Source organism: Bacteroides caecigallinarum, assembly GCF_021531075.1.
GTDB classification, from domain to species: domain Bacteria; phylum Bacteroidota; class Bacteroidia; order Bacteroidales; family Bacteroidaceae; genus Phocaeicola; species Phocaeicola caecigallinarum_B.
The window spans coordinates 1-17745 of the sequence record NZ_JADYTJ010000021.1; the positions used below are offsets into that span (position 1 = coordinate 1).

The 17745-nt window shown below is 39.4% G+C and carries 17 protein-coding genes, 2 tRNA genes and 1 pseudogene; 8 read left to right on the top strand and 12 right to left on the bottom strand.

Annotated elements, in window-relative coordinates; all coding sequences use genetic code 11:
• From I6E11_RS07270 to prmC, 10 genes and pseudogenes are all read right to left on the bottom strand, one after another.
• A pseudogene (locus I6E11_RS07270) lies at positions 1–296 on the bottom strand (hypothetical protein); the annotation flags it as partial.
• Between the two features lie 77 nt (positions 297–373).
• A complete protein-coding gene (locus tag I6E11_RS07275) occupies positions 374–1579 on the bottom strand; it encodes a site-specific integrase (RefSeq protein WP_235337367.1) in 1206 nt (401 codons plus the stop codon).
• 150 nt (positions 1580–1729) lie between these two features.
• Positions 1730–1814 (bottom strand) — tRNA-Leu (locus I6E11_RS07280).
• A 17-nt stretch (positions 1815–1831) separates the two neighbouring features.
• Positions 1832–1904: transfer RNA gene (locus I6E11_RS07285), tRNA-Gly, on the bottom strand.
• 165 nt (positions 1905–2069) lie between these two features.
• Positions 2070–3410, bottom strand: a complete 1341-nt coding sequence (gene argH / locus I6E11_RS07290) for an argininosuccinate lyase (RefSeq protein WP_235337368.1) — start codon at positions 3408–3410, stop codon at positions 2070–2072.
• A 27-nt stretch (positions 3411–3437) separates the two neighbouring features.
• Positions 3438–3869: an SRPBCC family protein gene (locus I6E11_RS07295; RefSeq protein ID WP_235337370.1), complete on the bottom strand. Its 432-nt coding sequence runs from the start codon at positions 3867–3869 to the stop codon at positions 3438–3440.
• A 109-nt stretch (positions 3870–3978) separates the two neighbouring features.
• Positions 3979–4614, bottom strand: coding sequence for an orotate phosphoribosyltransferase (gene pyrE / locus I6E11_RS07300; RefSeq protein WP_235337372.1), 636 nt, complete (start codon positions 4612–4614; stop codon positions 3979–3981).
• Between the two features lie 108 nt (positions 4615–4722).
• A complete protein-coding gene (locus I6E11_RS07305) occupies positions 4723–5415 on the bottom strand; it encodes a ComF family protein (protein WP_235337374.1) in 693 nt (230 codons plus the stop codon).
• A 3-nt stretch (positions 5416–5418) separates the two neighbouring features.
• Positions 5419–5883 carry a regulatory protein RecX gene (locus I6E11_RS07310; RefSeq protein ID WP_235337375.1) on the bottom strand — a complete coding sequence of 155 codons (465 nt, stop codon included), beginning with the start codon at positions 5881–5883 and terminating at the stop codon, positions 5419–5421.
• Complete coding sequence (gene prmC / locus I6E11_RS07315; protein WP_235337376.1) at positions 5880–6719, bottom strand: peptide chain release factor N(5)-glutamine methyltransferase; 840 nt, start codon at positions 6717–6719, stop codon at positions 5880–5882. The genes I6E11_RS07310 and prmC overlap by 4 nt, the downstream gene beginning before the upstream one ends.
• Before the next feature lie 32 nt (positions 6720–6751).
• Between prmC and ribD the strand changes: the two genes are divergently transcribed.
• Entirely contained in the window at positions 6752–7789 is a 1038-nt protein-coding gene (ribD, locus tag I6E11_RS07320; RefSeq protein ID WP_235337377.1) for a bifunctional diaminohydroxyphosphoribosylaminopyrimidine deaminase/5-amino-6-(5-phosphoribosylamino)uracil reductase RibD, read from the top strand.
• 370 nt (positions 7790–8159) lie between these two features.
• Here ribD and I6E11_RS07325 read toward each other — a convergent pair whose 3' ends face one another.
• Both I6E11_RS07325 and I6E11_RS07330 read right to left on the bottom strand, forming a co-directional pair.
• Positions 8160–8942 (bottom strand): acyltransferase family protein, encoded by a 783-nt coding sequence (locus I6E11_RS07325; protein ID WP_235337378.1) that lies wholly within the window; start codon positions 8940–8942, stop codon positions 8160–8162.
• A gap of 32 nt (positions 8943–8974) precedes the next feature.
• Entirely contained in the window at positions 8975–9262 is a 288-nt protein-coding gene (locus I6E11_RS07330) for an acyltransferase family protein (protein WP_235337379.1), read from the bottom strand.
• A gap of 692 nt (positions 9263–9954) precedes the next feature.
• Here I6E11_RS07330 and I6E11_RS07335 point away from each other — a divergent pair.
• The 7 genes from I6E11_RS07335 (at position 9955) to murI (ending at position 17744) form a co-directional block, all read left to right on the top strand.
• Positions 9955–10587, top strand: coding sequence for an HU family DNA-binding protein (locus tag I6E11_RS07335; protein ID WP_235337380.1), 633 nt, complete (start codon positions 9955–9957; stop codon positions 10585–10587).
• A 156-nt stretch (positions 10588–10743) separates the two neighbouring features.
• A complete protein-coding gene (locus I6E11_RS07340; protein WP_235337381.1) occupies positions 10744–12129 on the top strand; it encodes a DUF6242 domain-containing protein in 1386 nt (461 codons plus the stop codon).
• A 24-nt stretch (positions 12130–12153) separates the two neighbouring features.
• A complete protein-coding gene (locus tag I6E11_RS07345) occupies positions 12154–12885 on the top strand; it encodes an isoprenyl transferase (RefSeq protein ID WP_235337382.1) in 732 nt (243 codons plus the stop codon).
• A gap of 9 nt (positions 12886–12894) precedes the next feature.
• Complete coding sequence (locus I6E11_RS07350) at positions 12895–15546, top strand: BamA/OMP85 family outer membrane protein (RefSeq protein WP_394800112.1); 2652 nt, start codon at positions 12895–12897, stop codon at positions 15544–15546.
• A gap of 120 nt (positions 15547–15666) precedes the next feature.
• Positions 15667–16182: an OmpH/Skp family outer membrane protein gene (locus tag I6E11_RS07355; protein WP_235337384.1), complete on the top strand. Its 516-nt coding sequence runs from the start codon at positions 15667–15669 to the stop codon at positions 16180–16182.
• Positions 16183–16257: 75 nt separating this feature from the next.
• The gene (locus I6E11_RS07360) at positions 16258–16815 is read left to right on the top strand and encodes an OmpH/Skp family outer membrane protein (RefSeq protein ID WP_235337385.1); all 558 of its coding nucleotides are present in this window, start codon (positions 16258–16260) and stop codon (positions 16813–16815) included.
• Between the two features lie 86 nt (positions 16816–16901).
• Complete coding sequence (murI, locus tag I6E11_RS07365) at positions 16902–17744, top strand: glutamate racemase (protein ID WP_235337386.1); 843 nt, start codon at positions 16902–16904, stop codon at positions 17742–17744.
• Position 17745: the final 1 nt, after the last annotated feature.

The following is a 17745-nucleotide window of genomic DNA, read 5'->3' on the forward strand; positions in this document are numbered from 1 at the left end:
CTTTCTAAATAGTCATCATAATTAAAATACTCGGATATTAGATTGTTGTTATATCTATCAGAAAATATCTGTAAAGTTTCTGATATAGCAGGTATTAATGGCTGATTGCCTATTTCTTTCCATTCTTCTGGAGATTTTTCTTCTTCTGTTACAATGGATATATTATAATAGCAAAAAGGGTCTTCATTTGCAAAGTCAAAGTCTGGGATAAATATATTTTCTAATATAGAAATATATTCTAATAACTCTTTCTCTTTATTTATATTGTTCCATTGAAATTTATCTATTGGTTGCATATTTTAAATCTATTGGTTTATATGCAAAAGTAAAAAAGAAAATCCCACTCACAAATACTACAAGTGGGATAATCATTTTATAGTAGATTTTTCATAGCATCATCTACCTGTTCATTGTCAAAACAATCTAAATAAATTTGTGTCACCCTTTCTGAACTATGTCCCAAAGATTCACTGATAATAGCAGTAGAAACTCCAGCACGCTTTAGAACTGTTGCATAAGAGTGACGTGCAACGTAAGTAGTTATTTTCAATTCTATGCCTAAAGATTTACCAATCTCATTCAAATGATGATTTATATTAGCAAGGACATCATAAATACGGTCCTTTTTCTGGGTTGGAGTACGGTTCTTATTATCAAGTATAGGGAACAAGAATTTTCGTCTGGAATCACAGTATTTATCTATTATCTCCTTTGCTTGTTCTGACAATGGTAGAATAATTTTCTTTTTCGTTTTCTGACGCACATATATTAACCTATCGTTATCAATATTATCATTAGTCAGCAAAGACATATCTGTGAAATTTATTCCTCCCATTAGATAAGAAAAAGCAAACATATCAACAGCAAGTTTCTTATAAAAACAAGATGAATCTGTATTATAGGACATTATTTGCTTTACCTGCTCTTTAGTAATCGCACGTTTAGCTGTAATACTGTGTAACTTTGAAACTTTATATTTTCTGAAAGGATAATTATCTTCTTTTACCAATCCCTCTGTAACTGCCAAATTATAGACTACTCTCAATGTTCTTAAACGTATGCCAATCGTATTTTCTGCAAGTTTCTGACTACGTAACCATAACTCATAGTTTTTCAACCAGTTCACATCTATTTCTTGAAAATAAATATCCAAATGCCCATTGAATTTTAACAATGAAAAATAAACCTGGCGAACAGAAAGCGCATAACCAATCCTATTCTCCTTTTTCAGTTGCTCTATATATTGAACAAACAAGTAATTAACTGTTTTCGCTTTTACAGGTGAATCAACTGTTTCAACCAATGTGGTTAAAGTATAATCCTTATTTCTGGAAGAAAAATCAAGAATCTGCTCTGAATATTTCTGTTCCTGTTCTTTAATCAGGGTATTTATCTGTTCTTTATTAGGACAATTTCTTTTAGGTCTATTCTTATCAAAGTCCCAATATTGAGGTTTTACAGAGACACCAAGGCTAACATATTTCTTTTTACCATCTTTACACACGCGAATCATCAAAGGATGCTCGCCATTACTTAATGTTTTTGACTTGTAACACAACACATTAACTGTAGCATTCATAATAAATTCTGGTTTAACTCTTGGTTTAACTTTTGGTTTAACTTTGAGCTCCAGAAACACATAAACTGAGTATAATCAGGATAAAAGTACTGTGTTGTGCACATAAAGAAAAAGCTCCGTAAATCATTGATTTACAGAGCCTTAAGCCAGTACTCGAAGCGGGACTTGAACCCGCACAGCTGCAATAGCCAAGGGATTTTAAGTCCCTCGTGTCTACCGATTCCACCATTCGAGCATCCATTCAAAGAGAAGAGCGGAAAACGAGACTCGAACTCGCGACCCTAACCTTGGCAAGGTTATGCTCTACCAACTGAGCTATTTCCGCGTTAACGGGTGCAAATGTATGGAGTTTTTGTATAACTTCCAAACATTTCGCCCGTTTTTATTAAAAAATATCCGTTTTCATATATCCAAAAGCCTTTTTACATGGCTTATGATATATTTGCAAAACATTTTAAAAGTCTTTGCAAAGCTTTTGCAAGTTTCAATATCATCTTCCCAAAAGGGCTTTTTCAGCATTCTCTACAACCGAGAAATCAAAACCGGAAACAACCTTATCCATAAGTTCTACGATACGGTCGTTGCACAAATTACCTATACTGCCTTCGTGTGTGTGATGTACCTGCTTGTTATGAGTAAACTTTCCGGCTTCTATGTCAAGACCAACTTTCTTATAGGCATCGCGGAAAGGCATTCCTTCGGTAGCCAGACGGTTCACTTCCTCAACACTGAATATGTACAGATATTTATCGTCATCAAGGATATGCTCGTTCACATAAATCTTATCCATGATGTATGTAGCCATCTGCAAGCAATCTTTCAGTTCGGAAAATGCAGGCAGGAACACTTCCTTGATAATCTGCAAGTCACGGAAATAGCCGGAAGGCAGATTATTCATTATCATCATTATCTGCTGAGGAAGAGCCTGTATCTTATTACATTTTGCACGTGTAAGCTCGAACACATCAGGATTTTTCTTGTGAGGCATAATACTTGAGCCTGTAGTACATTCGTCCGGAAGTTTTACAAAACCAAAATTCTGACTGCTGAACATACATGCATCGAAAGCCATCTTCGATAGTGTTCCGGCTATGGAAGCCAAAGCGAAGGCCACATTACGTTCCATCTTTCCACGGCCCATCTGAGCATATACCACATTGTAATTCATCGAGTCAAACCCTAAAAGACGTGTTGTCATCTCACGATTCAATGGAAACGAAGAACCGTAACCGGCAGCAGAACCCAAAGGATTACGATTACACATTTTATACGCAGCCTGTAGAAACATCATATCATCTACCAAGCTCTCTGCATATGCTCCAAACCATAATCCGAACGACGATGGCATTGCTATCTGCAGATGTGTATATCCTGGCATCAATACGTCCTTATATTTGTTGCTCTGCGCAATAAGCACCTTAAACAAATCCTCTACAGCCTCAGCTATATCTTTAATCTGGGCACGGGTGAACAGTTTCAAGTCTACCAGCACCTGATCATTTCTGGAACGTCCACTGTGGATTTTCTTTCCCACATCACCCAGTTTTCTTGTCAACATTAGTTCCACTTGAGAATGTACATCCTCTATTCCGTCTTCTATCACGAAATCTCCTTTTTCGGCAGAAGCATAGATATTCTTCAGTTCATCAAGCAAAACTTTCAATTCGTCAGACTTCAAAAGACCAATACTTTCAAGCATAATGATATGAGCCATTGAACCCAGTACGTCATGCTTTGCTAGATACAGGTCCATTTCGCGGTCCAGGCCTACAGTGAAACGATCTATTTCAGCGTTTACCTGAACATTTTTTTCCCAAAGTTTCTGAGCCATATTCTTGTTTTATATCAAAGTTAATTATTAATAAGGTATAGCAGAAAGCATATCAGCCAGTTTCTCCACTCCCTCCTGAAGTGGTTTTGATACCATAGCCTTCATAAACATATTTACCTCTGCACGTATTGTAACCTTCATTTTAGACTGTTCGTCGGACACCGGTAGCATCTGAATCCACAAATTCATAGGCACAGGCGACTTTTCGCCTTCAAATTTTATACACTTCATAGGCTCGCGCTCTATTATTCGGAGTGTAAGACTTATTCCTTGTACTTTCAATGTAATAGAATCCTGATCGAAAGTCATATCCTCAAGTTTACCGTCAAGTTTGTCTTTCACGGCATCCAGACGCTGACGTACAGACTCAAGATTATTCAAGTCCGACAGCTTGTTATAAACTCGTTCCTGAGCGTAAGGAACATATTTCACTGTACTCTCGTATTGCAATGTTGCCATATACTTTCAAAAACAAAAAGAAAACACGGATTTTACCGTATGACACGATTCACAATCAAGAACCGTGAGACCAGTAGAATCCGTGTCTCCAATTATAGATTAATATTTATTATTTTCCTGTCCAGTGAGCAGGGTCTTCTCTCCAAGCCTGAAGTACAGGAATATCATCTTCATCAATATAGTCAGTCTTAAGAGCAGCATCCAAAACTGCATTGTAGTTAGTAAGAGTTACAAGTTCTACATTTGCATTCAAGAATGCCTTAACAGATACGTCAAATCCATAAGTGAATGATGCTACCATACCGATAACTTCACAACCGTCGCGACGTATAGCCTCAACTGCTTTCAAGCTGCTTCCACCAGTAGAAATCAAATCTTCTACTACTACAACTTTCATACCCGGACGCAACTCACCTTCGATAAGATTTTCCAATCCATGATCCTTTGGACTTGAACGAACATATACAAATGGCAGGTTAAGTTCTTCTGCAACCAATGCACCCTGAGCGATTGCTCCAGTTGCCACACCGGCAATAGCATCAACCTGACCGAATTTTTCAAGGATAATACGACAGATTTCCAACTTCACAAAGTTACGAAGTGCAGGATAAGACAAAGTCTTACGGTTGTCGCAATAAATAGGAGATTGCCAACCTGAAGCCCAAGTAAATGGGTTAGCCGGCTGAATTTTAACAGCTTTAACTTTCAGCAATTTTTCTGCGAATAATCTTTCCAAAGCTTTCATAATTTTACTAATATCTGATAAACATTTGTGCAAAAGTAGAGAAATACATCGGTATTTGAAAATTTATATGTATTAATTTTGCTAAAATCTGACATAAAGCATCATATATCAAGATTTTGTCCACGCTAGTGTTATAATACTTATTTTAACGGAATCCACTGTCTTAAGTGCGTCGATACAGGATGAAATGGTGGCTCCAGTGGTCAATACATCATCTACCAGAAGCAGATGTCTGCCGTGTAATGAGAATGTTTTTTCTGTAATTTTAAACAATCCTTCGGCATTTTCCCATCTTCCCGAAGCGGATTTGTGGGTTTGAGTGGCATTATTATGAGTCCTTTCCAAAGCATCGGTTATTACGGGAATAGATGTCAACTCTGAAATTCCCATTGCCAACAACTCCGATTGATTATATCCTCTAATTCTGAGCCTGCTTTTATGTAATGGCACCGGTAATATATAATCTATCCCATCAAAAAAACCGGTATCCAACAGTTCTGTAGCAATGACACGTCCCATTTGTTTGCAAAGCCGTTTTCTTCCATAATATTTCATGCCATGCAGTATTTTAGAGACAGAACCTCCACGTGCATAATAATATAAAGACGTAGCCTTTTCTATTGGGTATATACCCCAGAAAAGTCGTTCCATCTCATTTTCAGGGGTATTACGCAGCCCTGTTAAAGGGAGAGAAGCCATACACGACACACACAGGCCTTCCTCTTGTGAAGAAAGCAGTTTTCCACAGCACACACATATACGAGGGAAAAAGAAATCGCGTATGTCGTTCAGAAAATTCATTTACTATTCGAAATCACCTTTTACAAATTTCATTATTTCCTGCATGGTAAATCCCCTTCCGGCTGCAAATCTTATCAGTTTTGCATTTCGTTCATAATCATTCTCAGCCTTGATTGTTTTGAGTTTCTGTTTCAGCAGATTTTGCAGGATTCCATTGTATTCATCTTCGTCAATATCCTCCATTCCGGCATTTATTTCCTCTGAAGTAAGTCCTTTCATACGGAGAGACTGGGCTATCTTCATCCTGCCCCACTGATTGAAACGATATTTGTCGCGCACGTATGCACTGCAAAAACGAATTGTGTCAAGATACTTTTCTTTAAAGAGGTGAGCCATAACAGCAGCTATGCTTTCAGGACTTGCGCCCCATCCTTTCAATTTTGTCTCTACATCCGACGGACATCTCTCTACGGCAGAACAATAAGCCTCAGCCTTGTTCAGCAATTCTTTTTCTGAATATTCTTTCATGGTCGTACAGCTTTTATCATTCTGTCATTACCGGACAAATCTTTCCTCAGTTCTATATTCCTATATCCCATAGAAGAAAGCATCTCCACAGTTTCTTTACCATAAGCTCTGTTTATTTCGAAATAAATCAAACCTTCGCAATTCAAGATATCAATACCTATTTCAGCTATTCGTCTATAGAAACGAAGAGGATCATCATCGGGAACAAAGAGTGCCAGACCAGGCTCCCATTCAAGAACATTTCTCTCCATATCAGTTTTTTCACTATCTGTTATATATGGCGGATTACTGACTATAATATCAGTCTTTATATCGGGAATGTCTGTACTAAGCACATCTACACGACTGAATGCAATATCTACATTATTCATACGCGCATTCTCTGAAGCTACAGACAGTGCCTGTTCGGAGATATCCCATGCAGACACAACAGGAGAGTTCATCATCAATGAAAGCGAAATAGGAATGCATCCACTTCCGGTACCAATGTCCAGAACACTTATTTCCTCACGTTTATTGTCGTCAACTATCCAGTCTATCAATTCGGATGTTTCCGGTCTAGGTATGAGAACTGAAGGGGTAACTTTGAAACGAAAGCCACAAAACCACGTTTCTCCCATTATGTATTGCAAGGGTTCGTACGATTTCAGACGCATCAGAATATCATTTACCTCCGAAAGATTTTCTGATGAAAAATTCATATCTTTGCCTGCATATAGGTCAAGAGCTGACAGTTGAAACTTCTCTGTCAGAATATACTTAGCCAAGGCGGCAGCCTCGGCATCCGGATAGTAACCGGAAAGTTCTTGTCGTATATAAGTATATATTGGATGCATAATGTGCAAAAGTAAGAAAAAAGCTCAAGAATATGACTACAGATGAAAAATATATCCGCAGATGTATAGAACTTGCATCAAACGGATTGTGCAATGCAGCTCCAAACCCTATGGTTGGTGCAGTGATAGTACACAATGGCAAGATTATCGGCGAAGGCTATCATGCCAGATGCGGAGAAGGCCATGCCGAAGTAAATGCCATACGTTCAGTGAAAGACGAAAGTCTGCTAAAGGAATCAACCATTTACGTAAGTCTGGAGCCATGCTCTCACTACGGTAAGACACCTCCATGTGCCGACCTTATCATCAGCAAAGGAATTCCACGCGTTGTAGTAGGCTGTATAGACCCTTTTTCACAAGTATCTGGCAGAGGAATACAAAAGTTGCGCAATGCAGGTATAGATGTCACTGTAGGAGTATTGGAAGATGAATGCAAGAACCTTATCAGACGATTTGTGACATTCAACACACAAAAACGTCCTTACATCACATTGAAATGGGCCGAATCGGCCAACGGATATATTGACATAAACCGTGAAAGCGGTTCACCTGTCGTATTGTCTACTCCCATCACTTCAATGTACGTACACAAGCAAAGAGCAGAACATAAGGCTATACTCGTAGGCAGAAGAACTGCTCTACTGGACAATCCTTCGCTCACTACACGAAACTGGTACGGTGCAAATCCGTTGAGATTAGTGATAGACCGTAATCTAACTCTGCCGTCTGACTTAAGACTCTTCGACCATAGTACGCCAACACTGGTATTTACCGAAAAAGAAAAAGCAGGAGAGGAAAACCTGGAATACATAACATTGGATTTTTCAAAGGACATACTACCACAGATTCTTACCGTCCTTTACGAAAGGAAGATACAGTCACTGCTGGTTGAGGGAGGAACTACCCTGCTACAGTCTTTTATTGACACAGAACTGTGGGATGATATATATGTGGAACATTCCGAAAAAGTATTGGAAGAAGGTGTGAAATCGCCTATAATACCGAAAGGAGCAGTGATGCAAACAGAAATGCGCGACGGGGTTTGTGTGAGTCATTATATAACCAGGTAGCATAAAGAATAATATGAACATGCTGAGTACAAAATAATTCAGGTATTATTGGGGAATATATTTTAGATAGACAATCTTTATAAAAGATATATTTAAGACAACAAAGAATATATTCTTAAAAGTCCATTCGAATTTCAAACTAAAACTTTAAGACTCAATATTGATAATACAGTAGTTTTTCTAAAAACTTATAAGTTTTACAAATAATTAAATTCACTACTTGATAAATATTCACTATTACATAACTCGTGATAGCTATTACATAAAAAAGTATCCATATACTAATGAACAAAGTAGTCAACTACAGAATTTTGTAATTTATCCAAATTGGATGAGATAGCCTCAAAATAAGAGACTATCTCTATTTACATTATCTGCCACCAGTTATAATCGCTGTAAATTTCGGGAGATATTTTATCAAAACACTATAAATACACAGACCTAACAAAATAGTTATTAAAGGACAAACCAAATATAGCATAATAAGGCCTGCATCCGTCTGGGGCTGTAAAACCTTTACAGAAAACTTAATCAAGAAAGCCAAAGGCATTCCATGGTAAACATAAATAAAAAAACTACTGTTTGAGAGGAAATGATTAGGATGTAACTTTTGTTTTGCTATACCGTATGCCACAAAAGACACAATAGCACTTAATCCAACTAAAATACCAATACTATGGACATATTTATGCCAATCATATTGCCTTGTAAGCAAGTCACATATCGCTATAATTATATATAACACAAATGAATAAAGGGGAAAACTATTATGAATCCTAATGAAATTCTTTTTGTTAATAGTATAATAGGCACCATATGAAAAGAAAAATAATGCAGTAATACTAAAGCCGGGTAAAGTAAACCAGATACCTAAAATCCATAATAGTCCCAATGTTATAACAAATATAATTTTCAGGTGTTTTACACAGAAATACACAATCGGCGATATTACAATCACCACCATCAAATCACGAACGAACCATAGCGGGTAATTAATAGGCATATCACCACCTATTTTATTACCATCCCAAAAAACTTTCAACCAGTTAATCCATGTGTATTCTTTTATCAACAGATTTTCACCGGAAGTCAAACCTGATAAAAAAGTTTGAGTTAAATAATACAACAAGACAACTACCAAATTCCAAAACAAATAAGGTATAAGTAATGTCCTGCTTCTCTTTTTTAGTTTTTGGGAATAGGTATTACAATCAAACGATTCAGTTTTATAAATAAAAAGCCGGAAATAAAAAAGAAAGCTGGAACTGCTATTCTTGCAACCACTTCAGAAATTAAATACCTGAATGTATTGTATATTTCAAAATTATGCCCATCAATAATGTCTGCTCCATCAATTACAACTTTATCAGGTACAGAATGAATCAATACTACACCTATAATTAACCAAAATCGAAGATAACTGATAACGTGCGATTGTAATTTGTCCTGTCCCAACTGTTTCGTTTGTTCCATATCTATATACAAAGTTTCAGGGTTCAGGACTCCGGCAACCCACGTTTTTCATTAATACCACTTCGCGTAAAGACATAAAAAAAGCGTGAAGCCCTGCATTGTCGCTCGCTCCACGTTCTGAGGCTCCTGGAAATTGCCCTGTAAGTCGAAACGAGCAACGCCGAAGCCCCACGCCGATATGTATAACGCACCTATATACCGCAACTCAGCTAATGGCGTATAGATACACCATTGGCTGTACGGCATAGTTCAGGTATGTATATAGCACACCAACGGGGCATTCACGTTGCTTTGTTTTTGACTTACAATTTGAAATTTTTCCAGGATTTCAGAACGTCAAAACCAAAGCGTAGTAAACGCCTTTCAATATGTCTTGTCCCTCCCTTCCTACGCTCCATGATAAAGCGTCCGGCGGCGCGGGACTGTGCAAAGGTAATAAAACAATCTGAGTTTTCACTAAAACGATGAAGGAATATCAAAATAGACTGACAAAGGCGGACATTATAAAAAAACAATTACGTACTTTTGTTTACAAAAACAAAGAGAGAAGAAGCATGACATCATTTGGTGCCGACCATCGTCGGCAGCAATGCTCACCATCGTCAGCCGAGGAGCCTACCATTGTCGGCAGCACTGCCGACGATGGTCAGCATCAGAACATAAATTGAAATAATTAAATCAAAACCTAGATTATGGGAAATATAAAATTCGATTTTTACAAAAATCCGGACAACAAAGAAGGCAAACTGAAATCGGAATACCACATCAGAGTATGCGGACAGCAAACCATCAGTACAAAGAGGATCATAGAATTGATACACAATGCCAGTACTCTTACACCGGCGGACATTAATGCTGTAATCTTCGCTTTTCAGGAAGAGATAGCCAATCAGCTGGCACAAGGAAACATTGTGAAACTGGAAGGTCTGTGCAGCTTCAATATCAGTCTTAAATCTGCCAACGGGACGTGTACCGGTAAGGAGAACGGGAAGGCAATTGAACTGAAATCGGTCAATATCAATCCGGAAAAGGAATTTACGGAAAGGGTAAAGGATTTGGTAAAAAAGTACGGAACGGAAAAGGTAATGGCAAGACATTCAGACTCTTTAACAGACGAGAAAGTGGACAGAATACTGACAAATTATTTCAGCACAAATAAAGCTATCACACGCCCTAAGCTGCAAGACATCTGTTCAACCACAAGATATATGGCCATGCAGCAAATAAAGCGCCTGACCGAAAGCGGGAAACTGGTCAACGTAGGTTTCGAGAACCATCCGCTTTATATGCCCACACCGGGAAGTTTTGGGACCAAGGAAGAGTAACATCGTTTAAATACAGTTTAAAATGTTGTACTTTCAATAACTTGACGATAAAATCGGACAGTTTATCCATAATTTTATATAAAACTGTAGGAAATGTTCTGTTTAGACAAAAAAACTTTCTACTTTTGCAACTTGTAACATAGAAATCATTTGCAAATGAAATTAAGAATATTACCTGTATTGGTTGCCGGATTCATGTCGGCCACATTTTTATTGTCTTCATGTCTCGGCAATGACACAAGCGAGATTGAATATCCTGCCACATCGAGCATCACAAGCTTCTCGATAGGGACTTTACACCAGACATTCTATGGAAAAAGTTCCAAGGGCGAAGACAGCATATATGTTGATACCATAAGTTATGCCGACTGTGCATTCACCATAGACCAAATAAACAGAAGGATATACAACAAGGATTCTCTGCCAAAAGATGTGGATATCACCAGAGTGGTTACAAGTATAGAAGCTGATATAGCTGCAATATATTATGAAAAGAACGGAAAAGACACTGTATGGACTTCTACCGACTCTCTGGACTTTACCAATGACATCATTTTCAAAGTAATGGCTTTCAGCGAAATACAGAATAACTTCGTATATGGACAGGGATATAGAGTAAGTATCAATGTACACAAGCTGAATCCGGACTCACTGGTATGGAAACATTTTGACAGCAGCACCTTCGGAGAGGGAATAAAGCTGACTGAACAGAAAGCCGTGTACCAGAACAACAACATATACGTATTCGGAAAGACATCTGCCGAGGAAACTAAAGTATTCCGAACCGGTGTCGACAGAGGTAACATCTCAGGATGGGAAGACATCACTCCTGCCATACAGGGTATAAACATATATTCTGCGCTGGCTTTTGAAAATGATATATATTATGTAGCAAACGGACAGCTGTATAATTTATCGTCAAACTCCCCAATAGGAGCATTGAACAACCTGGTTAATCTTATATCAGCCACAGGTGATGTAATGCTGGCATATACCTCTGACAGCAAGGTGTGCAGCATAAAAGCCGATGGTTCAAAGGAAAAGGACATAGATTTTATTGATGGAGAAGATATGAGCGGAAGGCTGTATGCCGTATCGCAAACGGCATCGCATAACCCGTCGTTGTGGAGAACCACTGTAATGAAAAACGGGGCAGAGACAGACACCACTGCATGCATATACAGCTATACAAGCAGTGATGATACCTGGGTAAAATACCAGCCTAACTACCCTACCACATGTCCTAACCAGAAAAACATTTCAATGATTAAGTATGACGGTAAACTGTTTGCCTTTGGAGGACTGTTCGACACATTCCGTTCTTCTGTCGACAATGGATTAAACTGGAACGAAGAGACCGGATATATGGTATTCCCAACCGAAGAGAAAAACGGTATAAAGCCACTTTCTTCTTATCGTCAGGATGGTACTTATTCCACTGTAGTAGAGGATAATGGAAGTAAAGGATCATTCATGTGGTTTATATGGCAGGATGGAACGATGACAAGAGGACATCTTAACAGACTCATGCCTAAGGAATAATTGTTTAAACAGAAAATTACCGACATGACATACAGAGAGAAAATAGATAAAACCAGAATACCCGCACACATAGCCATAATAATGGACGGCAACGGGCGCTGGGCAAAAGAAAAAGGACATGCCAGGACATTCGGACATCAGGCAGGAGCGGAAACTGTACACATAATAGCGGAAGAATCGGCCAGATTGGGTGTTAAATTTCTGACTTTATATACCTTTTCCACCGAAAACTGGAACAGACCGGTTGATGAGGTGGCAGCTCTGATGAGTCTGCTTATGGACTCTATAGAGGAGGAAACTTTCATGAAGAACAATATCAGTTTCAGAATAATAGGTGACACTTCCAGACTGCCAAAGGAAGTGCTTGACCGTCTGAACAAGTGTATTGAAAACACATCGCGTAACACGGGAATGTGTCTGACACTGGCTTTGAGCTATTCGTCAAGATGGGAGATAACGGATGCAATGAGAAAAATTGCAAAACAGGTTGAAAAGGGGGAACTGTCTGCAGACGACATTACCGACAAGACCATTGACCAACATTTGGCAACAAGCTATATGCCCGACCCGGAACTGCTCATCAGAACTGGTGGAGAGATAAGACTAAGCAATTACCTGCTATGGCAGTGTGCTTACTCTGAACTGTATTTCTGTGACACTTACTGGCCGGACTTCAAGGAAGAGGAACTGTGTAAGGCTATTTGCGACTACCAGAGCAGAGAACGCCGATTTGGAAAAACTAGTGAACAATTATAATATTAAGCAATGAGATACCGTCTTTTACTCATAACTATGATGACCGTGGGACTGACTTTCATGAACACAAAAGTCTGTGCCCAGGATAATAATACCGAAAGCGACAAACCTGTAATATTATATAACGGCTCGCCTAAGAAATACGAAATTGCCGACATTAAGGTGACAGGCGTGAAGAACTACGAGGATTATGTGCTCGTGGGAATATCCGGACTTGCCGTGGGACAGACTATAACAGTGCCGGGCGATGACATCACCGGAGCTGTAAAGAAATACTGGAGACACGGACTGTTTTCGGACGTGAAAATATCTGCCGACAAGATTGAAGGCAACAAGATATATCTGCACATCGAACTTAAGCAACGTCCACGTATCACTGACATACGTTTCTACGGCGTAAAGAAGAGTGAACGTGAAGACCTGCAAGCCAAACTGGGACTTGTGAAAGGTAGCCAGATTACACCAAACCTTATTGACCGTGCTAAAATACTTATCAAAAAACACTTCGACGAAAAAGGATTCAAAAATGCCGAAGTAAACATCATAGAAAGAGAAGACACCGCAAATGCTGAACAGGTATATGTGGATGTAAACATAGACAAAAAGGAAAAAATCAAGGTTCACCAGATTATTATTGACGGGAATACTGTCTTGACAGACAAGAAGTTAAAGAGAGTAATGAAGAAAACCAACGAAAAAGGCAAGCTTATTAACCTTTTCCGTACCAAAAAGTTCATAGAAAGCAATTACGAAGCCGACAAACAGCTTATCATAGACAAGTATAACGAACTTGGTTACCGTGATGCGCTTATTGAAATGGACAGCGTGAGCCAGTATGACGACAAGACGGTAAACGTATACATGAAAATATACGAAGGTGACAAATACTACCTGAGAGACATCACATGGGTAGGTAACACTGTATATCCTTCGGACCTGCTGAGCGAACAGTTGAGAATGAAAAAAGGTGATGTGTATAACCAGAAACTGCTGAACGAACGTATCAGTGGTGATGAAGATGCCATCGGTAACAATTACTACAACAGAGGTTATGTGTTCTATAACCTTGACCCTGTGGAAATAAACATTGACGGCGACTCTATCGACCTGGAAATGCGTATCACAGAAGGTCCGCAGGCTACTATCAGCCACGTACGCATCAACGGTAACGACCGTCTGTATGAAAACATCGTTCGTCGTGAGTTGAGAACCCGTCCGGGCGACCTCTTCAGCAAGGAAGCACTTGAACGTTCATATCGTGAAATTGCACAGATGGGACACTTTAACCCTGAGAACATACAGCCTGACGTACAGCCAAATGTTCAGGACGGTACTGTAGACATCAACTGGGGACTGGAATCAAAAGCCAACGACCAGGTGGAATTCTCGGCTGGATGGGGACAGACAGGTGTAATAGGTAAGCTGAGTCTGAAGTTTACAAACTTCTCGTTTGCCAACCTCTTCAGAAAAAATGACAACTATCGTGGTATCCTCCCTCAGGGAGACGGTCAGACTCTTACCATCAGCGGTCAGACTAACGGTAGATACTATCAGTCGTATAGTGTTTCGTTCTTCGATCCTTGGTTCGGAGGCAAACGTCCTACTTCGTTCTCTGTATCGGCATTCTACTCTGTTCAGACCGACGTAAGCAGCAACTACTATAACTCGGCATACATGAACAACTACTATAATATGCTTTACGGTTATGGTAGCTACTACAACAACTATTATGGCAACTACTATAATAACTATGAATCTTACTACGACCCAGACAAGTCGATCAAGATGTTCGGTGCGTCAATCGGTTGGGGTAAGCGTTTGAGATGGCCTGACGACTACTTTACTATCTCGGCCGAGCTTTCTTACCAGAGATTCATGCTTAAGGACTGGAGCTATCTGTACATCAAGCTGAACAACGGGCAGTATATGAACACAGGTAACTGTAACAATGTAAACCTGAACCTTACTCTTTCAAGAAACTCTACTGATAACCCTATCTTCCCAAGATACGGTTCTGAGTTTACAGCATCGGTTTCGTTCACTCCGCCATACTCTCTGTTCAGCAACAAGGATTATTCTACATACGGCAAGGATAACTACGAAGAGGCTGCAAGCATGTATAAGTGGATAGAATACCACAAGTGGAAATTCAAAGCAAAAACATATACAGCACTGTTGCCTATAAAGAAATGTCCTGTGCTGATGACACGTACTGAATTCGGTATCCTGGGACATTACAACAAGTACAAACGTTCTCCGTTCGAAACATTCTATGTGGGTGGTGACGGTATGACAGGATATAGCTACAACTATGCTTCTGAAACTATCGCGCTCCGCGGTTATGAAAACGGTTCGTTAACTCCATACGGTAGCGAAGGTTATGCTTACATCAGACTTGGAGCTGAATTGAGATACCCGCTCATGCTTGAGAACTCAACAAGTATCTATGCTTTGGGATTCGTAGAAGCTGGTAACGCATGGACTGACGTGGCAGACTTCAATCCATTCCAGTTGAAACGTTCGGCAGGTGTCGGTGTTCGTATCTTCCTCCCTATGATTGGTATGATGGGTATCGACTGGGCATATGGTTTCGACAAGATAAACGGATCAATGCAGTATAGCGGAAGCCAGTTCCACTTTATCATAGGTCAGGAGTTCTAACTACAAGGTGACAAGGCTTTAGAGACTAGGAACTAGAGACTAGGAAACCTAGTCAACTAGTTACTCGTCAACTAGTATCTAAAAAACTCAAAAACTAATAAACTCAAAAACTCAAATATTATGAAGAAGGTGTTTTTTTCGTTGCTGTTTATCGTGGCAACCATAATGGCAGCGCAAGCTCAAAAATTTGCCCTTATAGACATGGAATTTATATTAAAGCAAATTCCTTCGTACGAACAGGCCAACAAACAGATGGAAGATCTGTCAAAGCAATGGCAGACTGAGATAGAATCAAAATCGAACGAAGCAAAAGCTCTGTATGAGTCATACCAGAAGACAGCTTCAACAATGAGTGCTGAGCAAAGAACAGCCAAAGAAGAGGAAATTATAGCAAAGGAAAGGGAGGCTGCCGAACTGAGACAGACATATTTCGGTCCACAAGGAGAGGCTATGAAAAAAAGACAAGAACTGATAGCACCTATACAGGATGCCATATACAATGCAGTAAAGGCTATTGCTACAGAAAAGGGATATGATGCAGTAATTGACAGAGCCTCAGCTCAAAGTATGATTTTTGCATCACCACGCATTGATATCAGTAATGATGTTCTTTTGAAATTAGGATATTCAAAATAATTTTATACATTTGCATCCGAAAGGAAAACACATTCAATAACAGAAAAAATTAATAATAAATAGAAGACAAATATTATGTTGAAAAAATTAGCATTATTGCTTATGCTCGTTGCACCAATGAGCATATTTGCACAGAAGTTCGGATACTTCAAATCAGAATCAATCATCTTGGTTATGCCGGAATACGCTAAAGCACAGACTGACATTCAGGCATTGCAGAAACAATATGAAGATGAAATCAAACGTGCATCTGACGAATTCAACAAAAAATTTGCTGAATTCCAGCAGGAACAGAAGAACCTCCCTCAGAACATCCTTGAACGCCGCCAGAAAGAACTTCAGGAACTTTCTGAAAAGGGAATGCAGTTCCAGCAGGATGCTCAGCAGCAATTGCAGAAAGCTTATGCTGACATGATGGCTCCTATATATGAAAAGATGGAAAAATCAGTTCAGACTGTAGCTAAAGCAGGCGGATATGTATTCGTATTCGATTTGAACCGTACAGACATACCTTACGTAGACGAGACTCAGGCTAAAGATATTACTGATGATATCAAAACAAATCTCGGAATCAGCTTGACAGCTGCACCTTACGTACCACAGGTGCCTGCTACACTTCCAGCAGGGAACTAATATTAAATTAAACATATATAATAAGTGAAGAATCTGTCAGCACACATACGGTGCCTTCAGGTTCTTCACTTTTTAATTTGAACGACATGCCATTTCTGAGAAACTTGATTAAAGGACCTATAGGAGTATTTGATTCCGGCTACGGCGGACTGACTATACTGAAAGAAATAAGAAAAGCATTACCCGAATATGATTATCTGTATTTGGGCGACAATGCGCGTACACCATACGGAACACGCTCGTTCGAAGTAGTGTACGAGTTTACTCTTGAAGCGGTGGTCAGACTGTTCGAAATGGGATGTCCACTGGTGATACTGGCATGTAACACTGCATCTGCTAAAGCCTTGAGAAGCATACAGCAGAATGACCTGCCTTATCTGGACAATTCAAGGCGTGTGCTTGGAGTTATCAGACCTACGGCAGAAAGTATAGGAGAAGTCACAAAAAGCCGTCATGTGGGCATTCTGGCTACATCTGGCACTATCCGTTCCGAATCATACCCTATGGAAATAAAGAAACTGTTTCCGGACATAACAGTCACCGGTGTAGCTTGCCCGATGTGGGTTCCTCTGGTGGAAAACAAGGAATACGATTCAGAGGGTGCAGACTTCTTCGTAAAAAAATATATCAACGAACTGTTAAGCAGGGATAAAGACATTGATACAATAGTGCTGGGATGTACACATTATCCTCTGCTGCTGGACAAAATCAGGAGGTTCACTCCCGAAGGCATAAACATAATAACGCAGGGAGAATATGTAGCTGCCAGTCTGAAGGATTATCTCAGCAGACATGATGAGATAGCCACAAGATGCACCAGAAACAGTAAATGCGAGTTTCTTACTACGGAATCAGTAGAAAAATTCAAGGAATCGGCATCGATATTCCTGCATGAAGATGTGGAAGTAAGGAGTATAACTCTTGAATAAC